Origin of the sequence: Rhodopseudomonas palustris HaA2 (assembly GCF_000013365.1) — a bacterium.
Taxonomy (GTDB): domain Bacteria; phylum Pseudomonadota; class Alphaproteobacteria; order Rhizobiales; family Xanthobacteraceae; genus Rhodopseudomonas; species Rhodopseudomonas palustris_J.
Map to the genome: position 1 here is coordinate 495,640 of NC_007778.1, position 20,946 is coordinate 516,585.

Below are 20,946 nucleotides of genomic sequence, written 5' to 3' on the forward strand. Positions count from 1 at the left end.
CGCAGCAAATTGCCAGATATCGCCAATTTGTAACTCCATAGTAGCATCTTTGGCAACATTGGCAGGCGGACTCACGCCATACTGGCGGCAAAGGAGCCTGCCATGAGCGATCTGTCCAACCGCCATCTCCCGAACAGTCTCGGCTTCGCAACCCGCGCCATCCACCATGGCTACGACCCGCAGGCGCATCTCGGCAGCCTCAACCCGCCGGTGTTCCTGACCTCGACCTATGCGTTCGACAGCGCCGCCGAGGGCGCGGCGCGGTTCGCCGGCGAGGCCGAGGGCTTCATCTATGGCCGGGTCGGCAACCCCACCGTCGCGGTGCTGGAGCGGCGGCTGGCCGAGCTGGAAGGCGGCGAAGCGGCGCTCGCCACCTCCTCGGGCGTCGGCGCGCTGACCGCTTTGGTCTGGACGCTGCTCGCCAGCGGCGACGAGATCGTCGCCGACCAGATGCTGTATGGCTGCACCTTCGGCCTGTTCGAGCATCATCTGCCGCGCTTCGGCATCCGGGTGCGGTTCGCCGACCTCACCGATCCGGCCGGCCTGGAGGCGGCGCTGAGCCCGGCGACCAGGATGGTGTTCACCGAGACGCCGTCGAATCCGAACATGCGGGTGGTCGATATCGCCGCCATCGCGGCGATCACCCGCCGCGCCGGCGCGCTGTTCGTCGTCGACAACACCTATTGCACGCCGTATCTGCAGCGCCCGCTCGAACTCGGCGCCGATATCGTCACCCATTCGGCGACCAAATATCTCGGCGGCCATGGCGATCTGCTGGCCGGCGCCGTGGTGGCGTCGCAGGAGATCATCGACCGGCTGCGCTTCACCGGCATCAAGGAACTCAACGGCGCCTGCATCTCGGCGTTCGACGCCTTTCTGATCCTGCGCGGGCTGAAGACGCTGACGCTGCGGATGGACCGCCACAGCGCCACCGCCGCAAAACTCGCGCGCGACCTCGAGGCCCATCCGGCGGTGGCGGCTGTGTACTATCCGGGCCTCGACAGCCATCCGCAGCACGCACTCGCGCAAAGGCAGATGCGCCAGATGGGCGGCATGATCGCGCTGGAACTGAAAGGCGGACTACCAGCCGGCCGCGCGCTGATGGACAACGTGAAGATCGCGACCCGCGCGGTCAGCCTCGGCGACGCCGAAACCCTGATCCAGCACCCCGCCAGCATGACGCACGCCACCTACGACCCCGACGAACGCGCCCGGCACGGGTTCACCGACGGGCTGATCCGGATCTCGGTGGGGCTGGAGGACTACGAGGATTTGCGGGGGGATCTGCTGGGGGCGTTGTGAGCGCCGATACACGCAGGCGTTGAAGTATCCGGCTCGGAACCTGCGTCCGGCTTCACCAAAACTATACCACGATGGCGAACGCTCCGACCCGGTTGACACTTGCCGCTCTGCGACCCGGTCGCAGCATGGTACCAAGCAGATTGGATGAGTGCGCGCGTTCGTCTTGGCTGGGGACAGATGACCGTTCAGAGAGCGTCATTGCGGCAGCCTCACGCACGCGAAGCGCGGGGGTGGCATCAGGAGTGGTCGCTGCGCCGAGCGATGAGGATGGCCCGCATCGGCTATTGGGAATCGTACAGCGCCGCCGCGACCGATTTCTGGATTTCACCCGAGTTCGCATCGCTGTTCGATTTCCAGACGTCGAAGGGATCGGTTCCGGTTGATGCGATGCAGCAGCGTCGGCTGGCCGACAGCCGCGATGTCCTGCACGTCCACTATGCAGCATGCTGGGCGGAGGGGCGGCCCTTCGCGGTGGAGACGAAGCTCGTCACGTCCGATGGCCGTCAGCTCGATTGCGTCGTGCACGGCGAAGCGGAATTCGACGCCAGCGGCCGGGTCCAGCGCGTCTTCGGCGCGGTTCGGGACGTCACGCCGGAGACGTCCGCTCATCGGCGACTGGCCGAGAGCGAACAGCGGCTGGCGGATTTCGTCGGCACCGCGTCCGACTGGTGCTGGGAGACGGGCCCCGACCATCGGCTGCTTCCCCATCCGGACCTGATCGATGGCAACGCCGCCCTGCAAACCGTCGCGTCCGGCGGAAAGGCGCGATGGGAGCTGTCCTATGCGCCCGACGAACAAGACGCCATGGCCCGGCACAAAGCCGACATGGAGGCCCAGCGCCCGTTCCGCGACTTCGTCTACACATCGATCGGGAGCGATGGGTCGCGGATCAGCATCTGCACCAGCGGCAAGCCGATCTTCGCCGATGACGGCAGCTTCCTCGGCTATCGCGGCACGGCGAGCGATATCACCCAGCTCGAGGTCGCGCGCGCCTTGCTCGATCAGCGCACCCGCGCCCTCGAAGAGGCGCAACGGCTGGGCCGAATCGGCACCTGGAATCACCGGCTGGACACCGGCCGCACCGTCTGGTCGCCCGAACTCTATCACCTTCTCGGCCTGGACCCGGCGGCGTTCGATCCGACTTACGACGGCACCAAAGCGTATTTTCTCGACGACGCCGCCGAACGGATGCTGGAGATCCAGAAGCGCGTCGTCCGCACCGGCACCACGGAAGCCGCCGACATCCGCATCCTGCATGGTGACGGCACGCCGCGCGACATGGCGATCATCTGCAAGGCCGAAATCCGCGACGGCAAGGTCGTCGGTCTGATCGGCACCGCGCAGGACGTCACCGATCGCAAGGAAGCCGAGCGCCGGCTGGAACTGCTCGCCTACACCGATCCGCTGACCGGGCTCGCCAATCGCGCGCTGTTCAAGCGCAAGCTCGCCGGTCTGTTCGAGCAGCCGATCTCGGGCGACGGACGCAACGCGCTGTTGTTGATCGACCTCGATCGCTTCAAGGAGGTCAATGATTCGCTCGGTCATTCCACCGGCGACAGCTTGCTGATTCATGTGGCGAGCGTCTTGAGGCAGGAGCTGGATCCGCAAGCGTTCATCGCCCGGATCGGCGGCGATGAGTTCGCGGTGCTGACGAACGGCCAATGTGCGTCTGCCGACGATCCGATCGCCCTTGCGGATCGATTGATCGCCAAACTATCGGTCCCGGTCGAACTCGCCGAAGGCGAGGCCTGCATCGGCGCCACCATCGGTGTCGCCATCCTGCCCGAGCACGGCGCGACCGCGGAGAAAGCCTCGCGCAACGCCGACCTCGCGCTCTACATGGCCAAAGAGGCCGGACGCGGCCGGGCGCAGCTGTTCGAGCCGATCTATGCCGAGGCGGTCGACCAAAGGCTCGACCTCGGCCGGCGCCTGCGCCAGGCCGTCGAGAGCGGCGGCCTGACGACGCACTACCAGCCGCAGATCGACCTGAAGACCGGCCGGGTCAGCGGCTTCGAGGCACTGCTGCGCTGGAGTCATCCCGAGCGCGGGCCGATCTCGCCGTCGGAGTTCATTCCGGTTGCGGAAAGCACCGGCCTCATCGTTCAACTCGGCCATTGGGTCTTGCGCGATGCCTGCAGGCAGATGCGCGCCTGGCTGGACGCCGGATTGCCGCCGCGGTCGATGTCGGTGAACGTGTCGCCGGCGCAGATCTGGAACGGGGATTTCGAGGCGGTGGTGGCTGCTGTGCTTGCAGAGACCGGCTTGCCTGCAGAGCTGCTCTGCCTGGAGCTGACCGAGAATCTGTTCGTCGACCATACCAAGCAGAAGGTCAGCAGTACGCTTGCGGCGTTGTCGAAGCTCGGCATCCAGCTGGCGCTCGATGATTTCGGCTCCGGCTATTCGTCGCTCGGCTATCTGACGCGTCTGCCGTTCAACTGCCTGAAGATCGACCGGTCCTTCGTCGACGGCATCGCCACCGTGCCGGAGAAACGCAAACTGCTCGGCGGCATCATCGCGCTGTCGCACGGCCTCGGCATGAGCGTCGTGGCCGAAGGCGCCGAACTCGCCGCGGAGGTCGACCTGCTCACCGGGTTCGACTGCGATTTCGTGCAGGGGTACGTGTTCTCCCCGCCGATCACGGCCGATCAGGCGCCGCTGGTGGCGGCGGGGATCGAGCGGGACGCCGAGGGGATGAAGGCGAGGCGCGCTTAGTTCGAGGCGTGCGCGTCTGATAGATAGCATGAACCGCGAGCGGCCGGGCGGTCAGTCCGTTTCGACGTCCTCGATCCGGACCCCGCGGCCCTCCTTCAGGCTGCTCCGTGCCTGCTCGATGCGCTGCTGAAATCGCGGATCGTTTTCGAGACGATAGTCGAACCAGGCGTCCTCTGATTCGAATCCGATCAGCACACCCGCCGGCTTGCCGTGACGCGTGATCACGATCTCCCGCGTCTCGGCTTCGCGCAGATAGCGCGACAGATCGTCCTTCACCTCGGACAGCGGAACTTGCTTCACGCCGGATTTCCGAATTGTGCGAGCCACGAATCTGCCTGGTGAAAATACCAATAGGATTGATGGCGCCTCGCTCTGTTGCAGGCGAGAAATGGCGCTCCCTAGGGGAATCGAACCCCTGTTTCAGCCTTGAGAGGGCCGCGTCCTAACCGCTAGACGAAGGGAGCGTGAGGGCCAGAGCAATAGCGGCGAAACGGCTCGGCTGCAAGATCGGGGGCGGCCTTTTCCGAATCCGTCATGCCCGGGCTCGACCCGGGCATCCATCCTTTAAATCAATGGCCGCACGGGTGGCCGTGGATGGCCGGGTCAAGCCCGGCCATGACGACTTTGGTGGGGCAGCGCATCGCGTAACGCGAGGCATCTCGTCCTTCGAGATGCGCGGCGGCGCCCTGCGGGCTTTGCCGCGCTCGTCAGGACGAGATCCGGGCCTGCAGCGTCCGGCCTTGTCAGGCGTATATGGAATCGCGTGACCGGCGGGGTCCCCGCCCTACGGCTCGGTCGCGAACGTCAGCCGTCCGGCGGGTTTCATCGTCCGGGCGTCGAAGGTGCGGATTTCGGTGGCGCCGCCGACGTCGAGGGTGACGACGATGTGGTCGCCGGCGGTGCCGGTGGAGACGACTTTGGCGCCCTTCGGCAGCCGCAGCGTCTGCTCGGCGGCGACCGGGGCGCTTCCCTCGGCGCGGAAAAGCTTATAGCCGATGGCGATGAGAACCGCCGCGAGCGCCAGCGCCGTGGTCAGGCCCGCGATCATCATCATCCGCCGCACCCGCGCAAACAGCGCGGCCTGTTCGGGGGTCGGTTCGGGCAGGGCGGTTTCGGTCATGCAATACTCGGTTTTCTGGAAGGCTCGGTCGTGAACGATTCGCAACATCTGCTGGAAGTGGTCGTCGCCGGCGACGAGGGCTCATCGCGCCTCGACCGGGTGCTGGCCACGCGCTGCCCCGCATTGTCGCGGTCGCGGCTGAAGGTCCTGATCCTGGACGGCCGCGTCGCGATCGCCGGCAGCGCGGTGCGCGACCCCGCTTATCATGCGAGCCCGGGCGAGACGATCACAATCGACGTGCCGCCCCCGGTGGCGCCGGAGCCGGAAGGCGAGGCGATCGCGCTGGAGATTGTGCACGAGGACGACGACATCATCGTCATCAACAAGCCCCGCGGCCTGGTGGTGCATCCCGCCGCCGGTCACGAGACCGGAACCCTGGTCAACGCTTTGATCGCGCATTGCGGCGAATCACTGTCCGGCATCGGCGGGGTGCGGCGGCCGGGGATCGTGCACCGGCTCGACAAGGACACCACCGGGCTGATGGTGGCGGCAAAGAATGATCGGGCGCATCAATCCTTGAGCGCGCAATTCGCCGATCACGGCCGCACCGGCGAGCTGCGCCGCGGCTATTACGCCTTCGTCTGGGGCGTGCCGAACCGCGCCCGCGGCACCATCGAGGCGCCGATCGACCGCCATCCCTATGCCCGCGAGAAGATGGCGGTGCGCGACGGCGGCCGCGAGGCGATCACCCATTGGGAGGTGCTGGAAACCTTCACCGGGCGCAGCGGCGGCGAGATCGTGTCGCTGATCGCCTGCCAGCTGGAGACCGGCCGCACCCACCAGATTCGCGTGCATCTGGCCCATCTCGGCCACCCGCTGCTCGGCGACGACGTCTACGGACCGCACTTCAAAACCAAGGCCAGCCAGCTCAGCCCGGCCGCCCGCGCCGCGCTGGCGGATCTCGGCCGTCAGGCATTGCATGCCTATCTGCTGGTATTAGAGCACCCGTCGTCGGGAGAGGTCATGGCCTGGGAATCCGGCCTGCCGGCCGATCTGGCGCGCCTGAAAGCCGCGCTTTCGGCGACGGAATGACGCAGTTCGGTCAGAAAACGGTAAGCATTTCAGCGCGTTGTTACGGCGTCACGGCCAAGTGACAAGACTGTAACTAAACTCGCGCGACTAATCTCGTGTATATTGCGGATGCGTTGGATGAGCCAACGCGGAACATCGCAGCCCGGTCGGCTTTAGCAGAGCGACCTGTCTGCCAGGCCGCCCGATGGCGGGGGCTTGAAACCACTGGAGGGCGCTGATGGCCCGTGCAGCTACGCTACCCGTTCTCAACGGTGAATCCGGACTCGCTCGGTATCTCGCGGAAATCCGCAAGTTCCCGATGCTCGAGCCGCAACAGGAATACATGTTCGCCAAGCGCTGGCGCGAGCACGATGATCGCGACGCCGCGCATCACCTCGTCACCAGCCATCTGCGGCTCGTCGCCAAGATCGCCATGGGCTATCGCGGCTACGGCCTGCCGATCTCCGAGGTCGTCTCGGAAGGCAATGTCGGCCTGATGCAGGCGGTGAAGCGGTTCGAGCCGGACAAAGGCTTCCGCCTCGCCACCTACGCGATGTGGTGGATCAAGGCGTCGATTCAAGAATACATCCTGCGTTCGTGGTCGCTCGTGAAGATGGGCACCACCGCGAACCAGAAGAAGCTGTTCTTCAATCTGCGCAAGGCGAAGAGCAAGATCTCGGCGCTGGACGAGGGTGATATGCACCCCGACCAGGTCAAGCTGATCGCCAAGCGGCTCGGCGTCACCGAGCAGGACGTGATCGACATGAATCGCCGCCTCGGTGGCGACGCGTCGCTCAACGCCCCGATCCGCGACGACGGCGAGCCCGGCGAATGGCAGGACTGGCTGGTCGACCAGTCGCCGAATCAGGAAGCCGTGATGGCCGAGCACGAGGAGCTCGATCATCGCCGCGCCGCGCTGAACGGTGCGATCGGCGTGCTCAACCCGCGCGAACGGCGGATCTTCGAGGCGCGCCGCCTCGCCGACGAGCCGATGACGCTGGAAGACCTCGCCGCCGAGTTCGGCGTCTCGCGCGAGCGCGTCCGCCAGATCGAGGTGCGTGCCTTCGAGAAGGTGCAGAGCGCCGTCAAGGGCACCATCGCGCGTCAGGAACAGGCGGCGCTCGAAGCCGCCCACTGACGCCGCCGCGCCAAGCGCCCTGCAACGACAAACCCCGCCGCATCCCGGCGGGGTTTTTGTTTGTCTGATGGAGCTTCGTCGTCGCGGCGCGTTCAGCGCCGGAACCAAAAACCCGTCATGCCCGCGCTCGTCGCGGGCATCCACGGTCTTGAGGCCCTGCAACGGATCAAAACGTGGATGGCCGGGACGAGCCCGGCCATGACGAAGGAAACGGGAATGCCGCGCGGCTCAGTCGCGCTTGGCGGTGCCGGTGATGAGGCTGGTCTGGCTGGTGACCGGATCGGTGATCGCGGTGCGGATCGAGGCGCTGCCGTTGCTGCCGAGCGTGAACTTGCTGTCGCCGATCCGGAACGAGCCGTCCTTGATCAGCACGGTCTGATACTTGATGGTGCCTTCGCTCTGATATTTCACCTGGGCGCGAAAGCCCTGCACATTCGACACCGTGATGGCGAACTTCTTGGTGTTCGAATAGGTGCCGCTCCAGGTGCCTTCATAGAGCTTGGCGTCGACATTGACGTAGGGCGTCTTCGACGGGTTCAGCAGCCCCGCGGCCGTATAGCCCGAGGCCAGAACGCTCATGATGTCAGCCATCGCCAGCTCCCTGCCGCGCGAAAAATATTCAGCAACACTTCACACCAGCGCCGGTTAACGCCGCGTTAAGGGTTGTCCGATCGGCCGCGTACAGCCGAGCCGGGCGGCTCAGCTCAGCCCCGCCTCGGCGCCGGGGCGGGCATGCACCGGCAGCAGCAGATAATGCACGCCGTTCTGCTGCGCCTTGGGGAAGCGGCCGGCGCGGATGTTGACCTGGATCGACGGCAGCAGCAGCGTCGGCGCGCTCAGCGTGGCGTCGCGGGCGTTGCGCATGTCGACGAATTGCTGCTCGCTGACGCCGCCGCGCAGATGCACATTGCCGTCGCGCTGCGCCTGCACGGTGGTCTCCCACGCATAGTCGTCGCGGCCGGGCGCCTTGTAGTCGTGGCACATGAACAGCCGGGTCTGCGGCGGCAGCGCCAGCAGCTTCTGGATCGAGCGATAGAGCTGGTGCGCGTCGCCACCGGGGAAATCCGCCCGCGCCGTGCCGTAATCCGGCATGAACAGCGTGTCGCCGACGAACACCGCGTCGTCGCCGATCCGGTAGGCGATGTCGGCGGGCGTGTGCCCCGGCGTGTGCAGCACCTCGACCGGCAGATCGCCGATCGAAAACCGCTCGCCGTCCTTGAACAGATGATCGAAATCGCTGCCGTCGGTGCGCAGATCGTCGGCGTTGAACATCGGCCGGAAAATCCGCTGCACATCCTTGATGTGCTCGCCGATGCCGATCCGCGCCCCGGTCTTGGCCTTGATGTAGGGCGCACCGGAGAGGTGGTCGGCATGGGCGTGGGTTTCCAGCACCCAGTCGATCGTCAGGCCGTCGTCCCGGGCGGCCTGCAGGATCGCATCGGCCGAGCGCACGTCGACGGAACCGTCGCGGTGATCATAGTCGAGCACCGGATCGATCACCGCGGCGCGGCGGGTGGCGGGGTCCGACACCAGATAGCTGATGGTGTTGGTCGGCGCGTCGAAAAACGCGCGAATCCGCGGCGAGGAGACCTGCGAGGGGATCTGCGGCGAAGAAGGGCTGGTCACGAGCAATTTCCCTGATCCGGTAGAATGGCTGTTGCGCCCCAAGCCTATCTATTAGCATATCCCACCCGTGCAAGCGCCGATTTGTAGAATTTCATGCTGACGGGAATCACCTCCGCCGACCTCATCACCGTCGCCAGCGGCGGGCTGGTCGGGTTCATTCTGGCGCTGATCGGCGGCGGCGGCTCGGTGCTGGCGGTGCCGCTGCTGGTCTATGTGGTCGGCGTGCGCTCGCCGCATGTGGCGATCGGCACCAGCGCGATCGCGGTGGCGATCTCGGCGCTCGCCAACATGCTGAGCCACTGGGCCGCCGGCCATGTGCGCTGGGCTTGCGCGCTGGTGTTCTCCGCGGCCGGGATCGGCGGCGCGTTCGCCGGCTCCAGCGTCGCCAAGCAGATCGACGGCCAGCAATTGCTGGTGCTGTTCGGCGTCCTGATGATCGTGATCGGGGTGCTGATGTCGCGCGGCCGCGCCGGCGGCGGCGACCCGACCATCCGGCTGACGATGGCGACCGCGAAGGCGATGCTGCCGAAGCTGATCGGCACCGGCTTCGGCGTCGGCGTGCTCGCCGGCTTCTTCGGCATCGGCGGCGGCTTCCTGATCGTGCCCGGGCTGATCCTCGCCACCGGCATGCCGCTGACTTACGCGATCGGCAGCTCGCTGGTCGCGGTGTTCGCGTTCGGCGCGTCCACCGCGGCGAGCTACGCGCTGTCCGGACTGATCGACTGGCGGCTCGCCGGCTTCTTCATCGGCGGTGGCCTCGCCGGCGGCCTGATCGGCATCGGCGCCGGCAAACTGATCGGCACCCACGACAAGGCGCTGCGCGCGGTGTTCTCCGCCGTCGTGGTGATCGTCGGGCTGTATGTCTGCGCCCGCGGCGTGATGGTCTTCCTGTCCTGATACCAAGCGGCGGTCTTGCGACCGTCATCGATGCGGCTCAAGGGCTTTTCCGGTTCTGATCGAATCAGAACCGGAGCTCCAGATTCTTGATTTGACGCGTTTTCTTCACGCGAACCGGTATCCACTTCGCTCGAAAACGCTATAGACTTCCTCCTTTCAGCACCAAGGGAGGATTTCATGGACTACACCGGCTTGCGCCCGCGCAGCGGCGCCGAGCAGCGCCGCCAGACCGACGCCGATCGCGCCCGAACCGTCGACAGCCTCACCGCGCTTCGCGCCGGCCTCAGGCAATTGCCGCCGAAGGGGCCCGGCAATTTCCTGCTCGCGACCTGGAACATCCGCGAATTCGGCGGCAACAAGTTTCGCGGCCGGATCGACGATGCGCTGTATTGCATCGCCGAATGTATCAGCCGGTTCGACCTGGTTGCGGTGCAGGAGGTGCGGCAGGATCTGGTGGCGCTGAAACGGGTGATGCGGCTGCTCGGCCGCGACTGGGACTACATCTACACCGACGTCTCGTTCGCCGATGCCGGCAATGGCGAGCGGCTCGCCTTCGTGTTCAACCGCTCGCGGGTGCGATTCACCGGGCTCGCCGGCGAGCTGGTGCTGCCCAGCAAGGCGGCCACCGAACTGGTGGCGCAGATCGCGCGGACGCCGTTCCTCTGCGGCTTCCAGTCGGGCTGGGCGAAGTTCAATCTGTGCACCGTTCACATCTACTACGGCGAAGGCAAGAAGGACGACCCGAAACGCATCGAGGAGATCGACCTCACCGCCAAGCTGCTCGCCGACAAGGCCAAGAGCTACGTCAATCTGGAGACCTCGGCGGACTACTCGCCGGAGAATCTGGTGCTGCTCGGCGACTTCAACATCTTCGGCCGTGAGGACGCGACCTTCCAGGCGCTGACCGAGAACAAGTTCGTGATCCCCGAACCGCTGCTGCGCCAGACCAAGGGCAGCAACGTCGCCCAGGACAAGTTCTACGACCAGATCGCGTTCTTCAAGGAGACCCGCGGCATCAAGGCGATCAGCGCCGGCGTGTTCGACTTCTACAAATACGTCTTCAACGATCCCAAGCTCTACAAGGACGTGATGCCGCCGAAGGCGGCATTCAACACCTGGCGCACCTATCAGATGTCGGACCATCTGATCATGTGGACCGAGTTCGACGTCGACAAGACCGACCTCTATCTGAAGTCGCTCGCCAGAGAGCACAGCGGCGAGACCGCGGCCGGCGGCGCGGCGACAACGGCGAAGAAGAAGACCACCAAGAAGGTAGCCAAGAAGGTAGCGAAGAAAGCCCGCAAGGCACCGGCCGAATAAGCGGCGGCACCACCCCGACCGTCGTCCCCGCCGACCGCCGCGGCGCGATGCGGCCAGGCGCTCTGCGACAGAGCGCCTCAGGCCGGGTTGCCGGACTAAACATCACTGTCATGTTGCACGGCTAATCTTGGGTTCCGCGATGTTTGATCGGCGGGTCGACGCAGATCGGCCGCCGCAAGTCGATCAGGCGCAGTCGATCAGGCGCAGCAGTGCGTCTGCACGTCTCCGCATGCTCCGAAATCCAGCGAAAGGCTCCCTCCTTCATGCGCAACACCATGCTGACTTCGTTCGTTTCCGCTCTGCTCGCTGTGGCGGCGTCGGTCACCGTCGCGGCTGCGGCCGACGGCGCCATCGACAACGGCGCGCTGGCGAAATCCGAATTCCGCGACCATGCGCGGACCTTCGGACTGGTCTACACGCTGCCCAAGACCGTCAACGACGTTCTCGATGCGACCATCAGGGGCCCGCTGAAGGAAAAGCTCCTGAATGCGAAGCTCGACACCGAAGCGCAGATGCACAACATTCCGCACGTCACGGTGGTGCACATCCACAATGCCGATCCGGCCACGCCCGAGAAGATGCTCGCGGCGCTGCCCAAGCTGCCGCCGGTCCTCGACGTCACGCTGAAGACTTTCTACACCACCGAAGCCGCCAAGGGCGCCGGCCATCCGTGGTGGCTCGACCTCGGCATCGTCAAGGAAGGCAAGAGCTTCGAGGAGATGATGGCGTTCAATACCGCCGCCACGGCGGCGCTGGCGCCGCTCCGCGACGGACCGCTGCCGCGTTGCACCGGTCCGGTCTATGCGGTGATGAGCGATGCCGCCAAGGATCTGGTCCGCACCGTCGGCGTCAGCGGCGTCAATGTCGTCAAGGACGGCAAGGAATTGCGCTCGCACAACCCGCACAACACGCTGGTCTACAGCATGGCGAAATTCACCCCTGAGCTGCAGGCGCAGATGAACCAGGCGGCGAAGGAGTTCAACCAGATCCTCCCGGACGGAATCCCCACCTCCTTCAAGAGCGTCTCGATCGTCGAGCTGGGCTTCGCCGGCAACGTGCTGCGCGAAATCTATCGGATCAGCCTCGAGGACGGCTCGGTGCTGAACGTCGCGACCGGCAAGATGGCTTCGCTGAAGTAGCCATCCGACCGGGCGCTCCGGCGCTCGGTGCGCCAGCCCGCCAAGGAAAAGGGCGGCCCGATGATGGGCCGCCCTTTTTGATTCGCGATGTCGCTTCGATCCAGCCGAGGCGTTCGAAGTTACTCGGCCGCCATCTTGACGTCCGGCGCGGCGGCGCGGACGTCGGCGTCGACCTGGGCTTCAAACTTGGCGAAGTTCTTCTGGAACATGCCGACCAGTTTTCGCGCCGTCGCATCGAACGCGGCCTTGTCGGCCCAGGTCTTGACCGGGTCGAGGATGTCGCTCGGCACGCCATGCAGCGACGTCGGCACCGCGAAGCCGAAATACGGATCGGTGCGGAATTCGACGTTGCGCAAGCTACCGTCGAGCGCCGCGGTCAGCAGCGCGCGGGTGACCTTGATCGGCATGCGGTGGCCGGTGCCGTAGATGCCGCCGGTCCAGCCGGTGTTGACCAGCCAGCAATCGACATCGTGCTTGGCGATCAGTTCGCGCAGCATGTTGCCGTAGACCGACGGATCGCGCGGCAGGAACGGCGAGCCGAAGCAGGTCGAGAATTCCGGCTCGGGCTCGGTGACGCCGCGCTCGGTGCCGGCGACCTTGGCGGTGTAGCCGGACAGGAAGTGATACATCGCCTGCGCCGGGGTCAGCTTGGCGATCGGCGGCATCACGCCGAAGGCGTCGGCGGCGAGCATCACCACGTTCTTCGGCTGGCCGGCGCGGCCGGTCAGCGACGCGTTCGGGATCGATTCCAGCGGATAGGCGGACCGGGTGTTCTCGGTCTTGGAGCCGTCGTCGAAATCCGGCTTGCGGGTGATCTCGTCGAGCACGACGTTTTCCAGTACCGCGCCGAACCGCGACGACGCCGCGAAGATCTCGGGCTCGGCTTCCGGCGACAGCTTGATGCATTTGGCGTAGCAGCCGCCTTCGAAGTTGAAGACGCCGTCCTTGCCCCAGCCGTGCTCGTCGTCGCCGATCAGCGTGCGGTTCGGGTCGGCCGACAGCGTGGTCTTGCCGGTGCCGGACAGGCCGAAGAAGATCGCGGTGTCGCCCTGCGGGCCGACATTGGCCGAGCAGTGCATCGGCATCACGCCCTTCTCGGGCAGATAGTAGTTCAGCGTGGTGAACACGCTCTTCTTCATTTCGCCGGCGTATTGGGTGCCACCGATCAGCACGATCTTGCGGGCGAAATCGATCGCCACGACGTTCTCGGAGCGGCAGCCGTGGCGCTTCGGATCGGCGCGGAAGCTCGGCAGATCGATCAGCGTCAGCTCGGGAACGAAGCTCTCCAGCGCGGCGCGGTCGGGACGGCGCAGCAGGGTGCGGATGAACAGCGAGTGCCAGGCGAGTTCGGTGAACACGCGGGTCTTGATCTGGAACGACGGATCGGCGCCGCCGTACAGATCCTGCGCGAACAGCGTCATGCCTTCGGCGTGCTTGAGGAAGTCCTGATACAGCGTCTCGAACTGCTCGGCGGTGATCGACTGATTGCCACCCCACCACATCGTGGTCTCGGTGGTGGCGTCGCGGACCGTGAACTTGTCCTTCGGGCTGCGGCCGGTGAATTCGCCGGTGTCGGCGCACAGCGCGCCGTCGGCCGACAGCACCGCTTCGCCGTTCTTCAGCGCATGCTCGTAGAGCTGCGGCGCGGCGAAATTCCAGTAGACGCCCTTGAGATTTTTGAGTCCGAATTTGTCGGCGCCATGAGCACCGTTATGCACGCCCGTCTCTTGCACGAATGAATCCTCCTCGAGTCCGCGTTGTCCCGATCGCGCGATTGCCGCCAATGCGCTTCAGCCCGCGGTAAACTTCTATATATACCGCCCAGGTCCAGTGGGGCGACTGAATAGTGGCGAACCCCGGCTTTGCCAACCCGTGCGGCAGTATTTGGTTTACCGCCGGATGACATTGCGCTGGCTCAAGTCATTCCGTCTCGCGGGCGATGTCTGCCATGCGCTTGAGCATGTGCCGCAGCGCCGCGGGGGTGGTCACCCGCTCCGGAAACGACAGCCGCAGGGTGGTCCGGCCGGCCGCGAGATCGACCCCCTCGGGGTCGAGGCCGTTACAGCGCCAGTCATCCGATGCGGCGCCGAGCAGCCTGGTCGCATAAAGATTCATCGTGCCCAAATGATCCGCATTCATGTGTTCGACCGCGGACTCCTCGGCGTCGAGCAGGCTGGCGGCGCCGTCGAGATCGGTCAGATAGGCCGACGGCTCCAGATCGACGATCCGGCCGAAGCCTGCCACCAGATGCGCGCTGCTGGTCTCGATGCGGTACAGCGCGAAATCGGTAAAATCGATGTAGTCGGCCGCGCCCGGGTGGGCGGCGAGATAGCGCCGGCGGAGCTGCGGAAGATCGGCCGGAGCGGCCGCGGATGCGACGCCCTGCAGCATGATCCGGGCGCCCTCCAGCGGGTCGCCCGCGGCGCGCTCGTCGAGCATCAGCGACACCCGCGGGTCCGCGAGCAGGTTCCGGGTGTGCACCGCCAGGCGGGAAATCAGCAGCACCGGGGAGCCGTCGGGCGCGCTGGCGAGGTTGACCAGCGAGCAATACGGCGCGCCGCCGTCGCGCAGCAGGGTGGCCAGCGCCCCCTCCCGCCGGCGGCGCAACAGCGATTTGGCGACCTTCGCGGGATCGAATTCGGCCGTGGGCTGCATCACGAGTTCCGTCAATTCATTGCCGGATGGGGGTTTTATGCCCGAAAACCGGGCTTATATCATGCCCGCCTGCGCTCTGTTCCCGAGATTTAGGAACCGGCCACATTTCAGCCCAGCTTGCATTGCTCGTTGACTGTGCTTTTTGGGCAACCTGAACCACGGATCGCCGAATCGTTCGCGGTCTCGCCACGCCGTTTCGGAAAGAGCTTCATGCCAACAATCGCCTTGGTCGACGACGACCGCAACATCCTCACATCCGTCTCGATCGCTCTGGAAGCCGAGGGCTACCGGATCATGACCTATACGGATGGCGCTTCCGCGCTCGACGGATTCCGCACCTCGCCGCCCGACCTCGCCATCCTCGATATCAAGATGCCGCGGATGGACGGCATGGAAACGCTGCGGCGGCTGCGGCAGAAGTCCGACCTGCCGGTGATCTTCCTCACCTCCAAGGACGAGGAGATCGACGAATTGTTCGGCCTCAAGATGGGCGCCGACGATTTCATCCGCAAACCGTTCTCGCAGCGTCTGCTGGTCGAGCGCGTCAAAGCGGTGCTGCGGCGCTCGGCGCCGAAGGATCCGGCTGCTGCGCCGAAGGAAACCGACGCCAAGGCGCTGGACCGCGGCCTGCTGCGGATGGACCCGGAGCGTCACACCTGCACCTGGAAGAACGAGCCGGTGACGCTCACCGTCACCGAATTCCTGATCCTGCAGGCGCTGGCGACCCGGCCCGGCGTGGTGAAAAGCCGCAACGCGCTGATGGACGCCGCCTATGACGATCAGGTCTATGTCGACGACCGCACCATCGACAGCCACATCAAGCGGCTGCGCAAGAAGTTCAAGGTGGTGGACGACGATTTCGAGATGATCGAAACCCTCTACGGTGTCGGCTACCGCTTCAAGGAAACCTGATCGGGACGCCGGACCGCAGCGCATCGGCGCCTGACGCCGCCGCCGCATTGCGATATGCTCGCGCATGATCCCGAAAAGGGAATACCGGTTTTCGGAGACGATCATGCGCCGACGACAATTGCTCATCGCCAATCATCGGGCAGGCTTGGCCATTGCTGGATCGCACCGCGGCTGATCAGGAAGCCCGCGACGGGGACGACGCCGCCGCGCAGGACGAGACCGCGACCCGCGCCCGGCCGTGGCAGCGGCCGTTCGCCTGGGTGCGGCGTGCCGGGCAGTTCTTTTTCACGCTGAGCTTCTCCAGCCTGACGCGGCGCATCCTGTCGCTCAACCTCGCCGGCCTGATGGCGCTGTCGGCGAGCATTCTGTATCTGTCGCAGTTCCGCGCCGGCCTGATCGACGCCCGCGCGCAGAGCCTGCTGGTGCAGGCCGAAATCATCGCCGGCGCGATCGCCGCCTCCGCCACCGTCGAAACCAACACCATCACCATCGATCCGGACCGGCTGCTCGATCTCAAGCCCGGCGAGACCTACGGCCCGCCGGACGAATACGCGGTGCTGGATTTCCCGATCAATCCCGAGCGCGTCGCGCCGGTGCTGCGGCGGCTGATCTCGCCGACCAAGACGAGGGCCCGCATCTATGACCGCGATGGCGTGCTGATTCTCGACAGCCGCAGCCTGTACGGCCGCGGCGACGTGATGCGGTTCGACCTGCCGCCGCCGACGGCGGAGAAGCCCGGCTTCGTCGAGCGCGCGATGATCGCGATCCGCACCTGGTTCAATCGCGGCGATCTGCCGCTGTATCGCGAACTCGGGCCCGAGAACGGCAACGGCTATCAGGAGGTCGCCGATTCGCTGAAGGGCCAGAAGAACTCGATGGTGCGGATCAACGACCGCGGCGAGGTGATCGTCTCGGTCGCGGTGCCGGTGCAGCGTTTCCGCGCCATTCACGGCGCCTTGATGCTGTCGACCCAGGGCGACGACATCGACCAGATGGTGACCGCCGAACGGCTGGCGATCCTGAAGATCTTCGGGCTGGCGGCGATCGTGATGTTCGTGCTGTCGGTGCTGCTGGCCTCGACCATCGCGGGTCCGGTGCGCAGGCTCGCCGACGCCGCCGAGCGGGTCCGCCGCCGCATTCGCGCCCGCGTCGAGATTCCGGATTTCACCACGAGGCGCGACGAGATCGGGCATCTGTCGGGCGCGCTGCGGGAGATGACCGATTCGCTGTACAACCGCATCGAGGCGATCGAGCGCTTCGCCGCCGACGTCTCGCACGAACTGAAGAACCCGCTGACCTCGCTGCGTTCGGCGGTCGAGACGCTGCCGCTGGCCAAGAATGCCAACAGCCGGTCGCGGCTGCTCGCGGTGATCGAGCACGACGTCAAACGGCTCGACCGGCTGATCTCGGACATCTCCGACGCCAGCCGGCTCGACGCCGAATTGCAGCGCCAGGACGCCGCCCCGGTCGATCTGCGCCGGCTGCTGACGACGCTGACCTTGGTCGCCAACGAAACCCGGCTCGGCAACAATGCGCTGGTCGAGGTGCGGTTCGAGGGACCGCCGAACGAGCCGTTCTCGGTGCCCGGCCATGATTCGCGGCTCGGCCAGGTGATCTCCAACCTGCTGTCGAATGCGCAGTCGTTCTCCCGCGAGGGCGGCAAGGTTCAGATCGTCTGCCGCCGCCGCAAGACCGAGATCGAGATCGTGGTCGACGACGAGGGCCCGGGCATCCGCGACGACGCCTTCGACAAGATCTTCGAGCGTTTCTACACCGACCGGCCGCATCAGGGCTTCGGCCAGAATTCCGGGCTCGGCCTGTCGATCTCCCGGCAGATCGTCGAGGCCCATGGTGGCAAAATCCGCGCCGAGAATCGCCCCGGCCCGCGCGATGCGGAGGGCGAGCCGACCATCGCCGGCGCCCGCTTCGTGGTCCGGCTGCCGTCGACATGACCGCGCCGGGCGCGCCCAGCATTCACGCCTCCGCCGTCCGGGTCGGCGACCGCGCGGTGCTGATCCGCGGGCCCTCCGGCTCCGGTAAATCCCGCCTCGCCTTCGGGCTGATCGTCGCAGGACGGGCGGGGCAGATCCCGCCGGTGGAACTGATCGGCGACGATCGGGTCTTTCTGGAACAGCGCGACGGCCGGCTGCGGGTCCGCCCGGTGCCGGGTCTCGCGGGGATGATCGAGGTCCGGGGCCTCGGCCTCCGCCGGGTTCCGGCCGCCCCGGAGGCGGTCGTCGGCCTGGTCGTCGACCTCGCCGCGGAGGACGCCGCCCGCCTTCCCGAAGCGGCCGCGTTGCGTATGATGCTGGAGGGCGTCGAATTGCCGCGGGTGCCGGTCGGTCCCGGCTATGATCCGCTACCACTGGTCGTCGCGGCGCTGACGACCGGCGACGCCATCGCACCTGGGACACAGTTGGATGATTGCCGGAAGGATTTTGGTAACCATATGAGCCACACAATCGTCACTGAATAGACCCGCCCCGGTTCCCGATTTGCCCCCGTCTTCGAGGGTGAATCGCGAAAACCCCCTTGCATAGGGGCTCTGGATGGTCAAAGTGACCCGTTCGCGCGGTGCACCCACGAAGCGCCCGCGAGGAGTTTCCGATGATTGGTCTAGTACTTGTGACCCACGGGCGCCTTGCCGACGAGTTCAAGGCAGCGCTGGAACACGTGATGGGGCCACAAAAGCAAATCGAAGCCGTCACGATCGGCGCCGAAGATGACGCCGACCTGTGTCGCAGCGACATCATCGAGGCGGTGAATCGCGTCGACAGTGGTGACGGTGTTGCGATTCTGACCGACATGTTCGGCGGAACGCCGTCGAACCTTGCGATCTCCTGTATGAGCCGCCCCAAGGTCGAAGTGCTCGCCGGGATCAATCTGCCGATGCTGGTGAAACTGGCCAAGGTCCGCGAGGAACGCGCTTTGCCCGATGCGATCGCTCTCGCCCAGGAAGCCGGGCGCAAATACGTCACCATCGCCAGCCGGGTGCTGGCCGGAAAATGACCGCAGACGTGCCCCAGCCCGCGACAGACGCACAGGCGGGCACCACCGCCGGAAAAATCTCCCGGGAGATTCCCGTCATCAACAAGCGCGGCCTGCACGCCCGGGCCTCCGCCAAATTCGTGCAGATGGCCGAGAAGTTCCAGGCCGACGTCACCGTGACGCGCAACGGCGAGACCGTCGGCGGCACCTCGATCATGGGCCTGATGATGCTGGCCGCCGGGATCGGCACCACCGTCACCGTCTCGGCGACCGGCCCCGAGGCGCAGCAGGCCGTCGACGCGCTGGCCCAGCTGATGGCCAGCAAATTCGGCGAAGACGAGTAATCCTCAGCCGTCAATCTCGCGTTCCGCGCCGCCATCCGCTGCGCCGTCATCCTGAGGCGCTCGCCCGCAGGGCGAGCCTCGAAGGATGCGGACACGGGGACTGCGCGTGCCGCCCATTCGTCGAGGCTCGCTGCGCGCGCGCCTCAGGATGACGTCTACGTCTTCCCCGTCGCTGATGGCGGCAGCACCAGGAAGAACACGTCCTGCACCGTGCCGCCGGCGATCCCGAGCAGCGGCCGGCTGAGCCAGACCTTGCTGCGCAGGATCTGCGGCTGCGCCGCGACGATCTGCTCGGCGACCGACAGGCAGGACTGATCCGCCGCCGGGCACACCAGCGCCGCGCCGCGCGCGGCGGCGTCGGCTTTCAGCGTCGCCAGATCGGCGGTCGCGAAGGCGCGGCTGTCGGTGCGCAGATAATACGCGGTGTTCTGCGCCAGCACGGTTTCGCCCGCCACCAGTGCGATCGGCCTGTCGGTGTGGCGCTGCCAGACCCGCGCGATGTCGTCGGCGAGCAAGGAAGCGTATTCGAACGGCTCCGGCGGGCTGCTGCTGTGGATCGCCACCGCCACGCCCGGCGCCGCGGCGAGGATCGTCAGCGCCAGCGCCGCGGCCCCGATCAGCATCCGCCGCAGCGCGTCGCGGCCGACCGCGATCAGCGGCGACGACAGCAGCACGATCGGCAGCAGCGTCCAGGCCGGCATCGTCCACAGCGGCACGATGCGGATGCCGGTCACGAGCGCCACCGGCGCCGGCGCCACGATCATCAGCACCTGGATCGTGACGATCAGCCGGCGCTGCGGGTCCGCCGGCCAGACGCTCTCGATCAATGCCGCGCGCGACGGCCGCAGCAGCAGCCAGGTGGCGATCAGCGCCAGCGCCGCATAGCCGACACAGCCGGCGAGATAGCGTAGCGTGTCGAGCGCATTGTGCCCGAGGCCGTCGGCTTCCCGCGCCGCCGCATAGGCAAAGGTCGGGAAGCGGTGCTCGACCAGCCAGGCGACATGCGGCGCCAGCACCAGCCCGCCCGCGACGATCATCAGCCACGGCGCCGGGGAGGCGAAGAACCGCGCCCGCCGCCGATCCAGCAGCGCGGCGAGCCCGAGCGAACCGACCAGCACGATCGACCAGTATTTGCCCAGCATCGACGCGCCGGCGAACACCCCCGCCAGCGTCGGCCACAGCCAGCCGCGCTGTTCGAACGCGCGCAGAAAACCATGGATGGTCAGCGCCCACAGCGGCAGCAGCACCGCATTGGCGTTGTATTTCAGCGCGATGAAATTGAAGAACGGGATCAGCGTCAGTGTCGCCAGCCCGAACAGCGCCTTCTCGGCCGTCATATAGCGCCGCATCGTCCGCCAGGCGATGTACAGCGTGACGGCGATGTTGACGGTGGCCAGCAGATGGAACGTCAGATCCGACACCGGCACGACACTGAACCAGGCGCGTGCAACCCAGGCCGAGAACGGCGGATGCTTGTCAGTGCCGAACGCCAGATGCTGCGACCAGGCGTACAGCTCGGTTTCGTCGGCGTGCAGGTCGCGCGGCCAGGTGGCGATGGTGCGGTACGCGGTCCAGATCGCCGCATAGACCGCCAGCGACAGGATGACGGTACGCTCCTGCCGTTTGGGATCGAGCAGGGCGTCGATCCAGCGCGCGATCAGCGACAGGCGGGCGCGGGACGTGGCGATCGAGGTCATCCGGACCCTGGGTTCGAGGCATGCGCGGCGGACATCAGCCGGTTCGATCGTCCCCGTCAAGCACGGCAAAAGCGGCGGTTTTTCG

The 20,946-nt window shown here is 66.2% G+C and carries 19 protein-coding genes and 1 tRNA gene; 12 read left to right on the plus strand and 8 right to left on the minus strand.

The features are described from left to right. Positions 1-102 precede the first annotated feature (102 nt). Positions 103-1,302, plus strand: coding sequence for a methionine gamma-lyase (gene megL, locus RPB_RS02280; protein WP_011439351.1), 1,200 nt, complete (start codon positions 103-105; stop codon positions 1,300-1,302). A gap of 177 nt (positions 1,303-1,479) precedes the next feature. Then, entirely contained in the window at positions 1,480-4,014 is a 2,535-nt protein-coding gene (locus tag RPB_RS02285; RefSeq protein WP_011439352.1) for a sensor domain-containing protein, read from the plus strand. Positions 4,015-4,065: 51 nt separating this feature from the next. Here RPB_RS02285 and RPB_RS02290 read toward each other — a convergent pair whose 3' ends face one another. From RPB_RS02290 to RPB_RS02300, 3 genes are all read right to left on the minus strand, one after another. Next, positions 4,066-4,314, minus strand: a complete 249-nt coding sequence (locus RPB_RS02290) for a type II toxin-antitoxin system Phd/YefM family antitoxin (RefSeq protein ID WP_041797881.1) — start codon at positions 4,312-4,314, stop codon at positions 4,066-4,068. A gap of 89 nt (positions 4,315-4,403) precedes the next feature. After that, positions 4,404-4,478: transfer RNA gene (locus RPB_RS02295), tRNA-Glu, on the minus strand. Positions 4,479-4,798: 320 nt separating this feature from the next. Next, complete coding sequence (locus RPB_RS02300; RefSeq protein WP_011439354.1) at positions 4,799-5,134, minus strand: hypothetical protein; 336 nt, start codon at positions 5,132-5,134, stop codon at positions 4,799-4,801. Between the two features lie 30 nt (positions 5,135-5,164). Here RPB_RS02300 and RPB_RS02305 point away from each other — a divergent pair, with 30 nt between their 5' ends. Further along, entirely contained in the window at positions 5,165-6,166 is a 1,002-nt protein-coding gene (locus RPB_RS02305; protein ID WP_245258298.1) for an RluA family pseudouridine synthase, read from the plus strand. Positions 6,167-6,383: 217 nt separating this feature from the next. Next, complete coding sequence (gene rpoH / locus RPB_RS02310) at positions 6,384-7,283, plus strand: RNA polymerase sigma factor RpoH (protein WP_011439356.1); 900 nt, start codon at positions 6,384-6,386, stop codon at positions 7,281-7,283. 228 nt (positions 7,284-7,511) lie between these two features. Here the strand turns inward: rpoH and RPB_RS02315 are convergent, their stop codons facing one another. Both RPB_RS02315 and RPB_RS02320 read right to left on the minus strand, forming a co-directional pair. Next, complete coding sequence (locus tag RPB_RS02315) at positions 7,512-7,874, minus strand: hypothetical protein (RefSeq protein ID WP_011439357.1); 363 nt, start codon at positions 7,872-7,874, stop codon at positions 7,512-7,514. A gap of 108 nt (positions 7,875-7,982) precedes the next feature. Continuing rightward, on the minus strand, positions 7,983-8,909 hold the full coding sequence (locus tag RPB_RS02320) for an MBL fold metallo-hydrolase (protein WP_011439358.1): 927 nt from the start codon (positions 8,907-8,909) through the stop codon (positions 7,983-7,985). Between the two features lie 93 nt (positions 8,910-9,002). Here RPB_RS02320 and RPB_RS02325 point away from each other — a divergent pair, with 93 nt between their 5' ends. The 3 genes from RPB_RS02325 to RPB_RS02335 all read left to right on the plus strand — a co-directional run bounded on the left by RPB_RS02325 (position 9,003) and on the right by RPB_RS02335 (position 12,265). Next, positions 9,003-9,806, plus strand: a complete 804-nt coding sequence (locus RPB_RS02325; protein ID WP_011439359.1) for a sulfite exporter TauE/SafE family protein — start codon at positions 9,003-9,005, stop codon at positions 9,804-9,806. Positions 9,807-9,983: 177 nt separating this feature from the next. Beyond that, complete coding sequence (locus RPB_RS02330; protein WP_011439360.1) at positions 9,984-11,126, plus strand: endonuclease/exonuclease/phosphatase family protein; 1,143 nt, start codon at positions 9,984-9,986, stop codon at positions 11,124-11,126. 263 nt (positions 11,127-11,389) lie between these two features. Next, a complete protein-coding gene (locus RPB_RS02335) occupies positions 11,390-12,265 on the plus strand; it encodes a hypothetical protein (RefSeq protein WP_011439361.1) in 876 nt (291 codons plus the stop codon). A 119-nt stretch (positions 12,266-12,384) separates the two neighbouring features. Here RPB_RS02335 and RPB_RS02340 read toward each other — a convergent pair whose 3' ends face one another. Continuing rightward, positions 12,385-13,998 (minus strand): phosphoenolpyruvate carboxykinase, encoded by a 1,614-nt coding sequence (locus RPB_RS02340; protein WP_011439362.1) that lies wholly within the window; start codon positions 13,996-13,998, stop codon positions 12,385-12,387. 187 nt (positions 13,999-14,185) lie between these two features. Continuing rightward, positions 14,186-14,920 (minus strand): HugZ family protein, encoded by a 735-nt coding sequence (locus RPB_RS02345; protein WP_011439363.1) that lies wholly within the window; start codon positions 14,918-14,920, stop codon positions 14,186-14,188. A gap of 210 nt (positions 14,921-15,130) precedes the next feature. On the opposite strand from RPB_RS02345, the gene RPB_RS02350 reads away from it, so the two are divergent. The 5 genes from RPB_RS02350 to RPB_RS02370 all read left to right on the plus strand — a co-directional run bounded on the left by RPB_RS02350 (position 15,131) and on the right by RPB_RS02370 (position 19,164). Next, entirely contained in the window at positions 15,131-15,832 is a 702-nt protein-coding gene (locus tag RPB_RS02350; RefSeq protein WP_011439364.1) for a response regulator transcription factor, read from the plus strand. A gap of 152 nt (positions 15,833-15,984) precedes the next feature. Further along, on the plus strand, positions 15,985-17,784 hold the full coding sequence (locus tag RPB_RS02355; protein ID WP_011439365.1) for a sensor histidine kinase: 1,800 nt from the start codon (positions 15,985-15,987) through the stop codon (positions 17,782-17,784). Further along, entirely contained in the window at positions 17,781-18,308 is a 528-nt protein-coding gene (locus RPB_RS02360) for an HPr kinase/phosphorylase (protein WP_011439366.1), read from the plus strand. Before RPB_RS02355 ends, RPB_RS02360 begins: the two co-directional genes overlap by 4 nt. A 131-nt stretch (positions 18,309-18,439) precedes the next feature. After that, on the plus strand, positions 18,440-18,841 hold the full coding sequence (locus tag RPB_RS02365; RefSeq protein WP_011439367.1) for a PTS sugar transporter subunit IIA: 402 nt from the start codon (positions 18,440-18,442) through the stop codon (positions 18,839-18,841). Continuing rightward, positions 18,838-19,164, plus strand: coding sequence for an HPr family phosphocarrier protein (locus RPB_RS02370; protein ID WP_011439368.1), 327 nt, complete (start codon positions 18,838-18,840; stop codon positions 19,162-19,164). The genes RPB_RS02365 and RPB_RS02370 overlap by 4 nt, the downstream gene beginning before the upstream one ends. 155 nt (positions 19,165-19,319) lie before the next feature. Here RPB_RS02370 and RPB_RS02375 read toward each other — a convergent pair whose 3' ends face one another. Beyond that, a complete protein-coding gene (locus RPB_RS02375) occupies positions 19,320-20,861 on the minus strand; it encodes a glycosyltransferase family 39 protein (RefSeq protein WP_011439369.1) in 1,542 nt (513 codons plus the stop codon). Positions 20,862-20,946 lie beyond the last annotated feature (85 nt).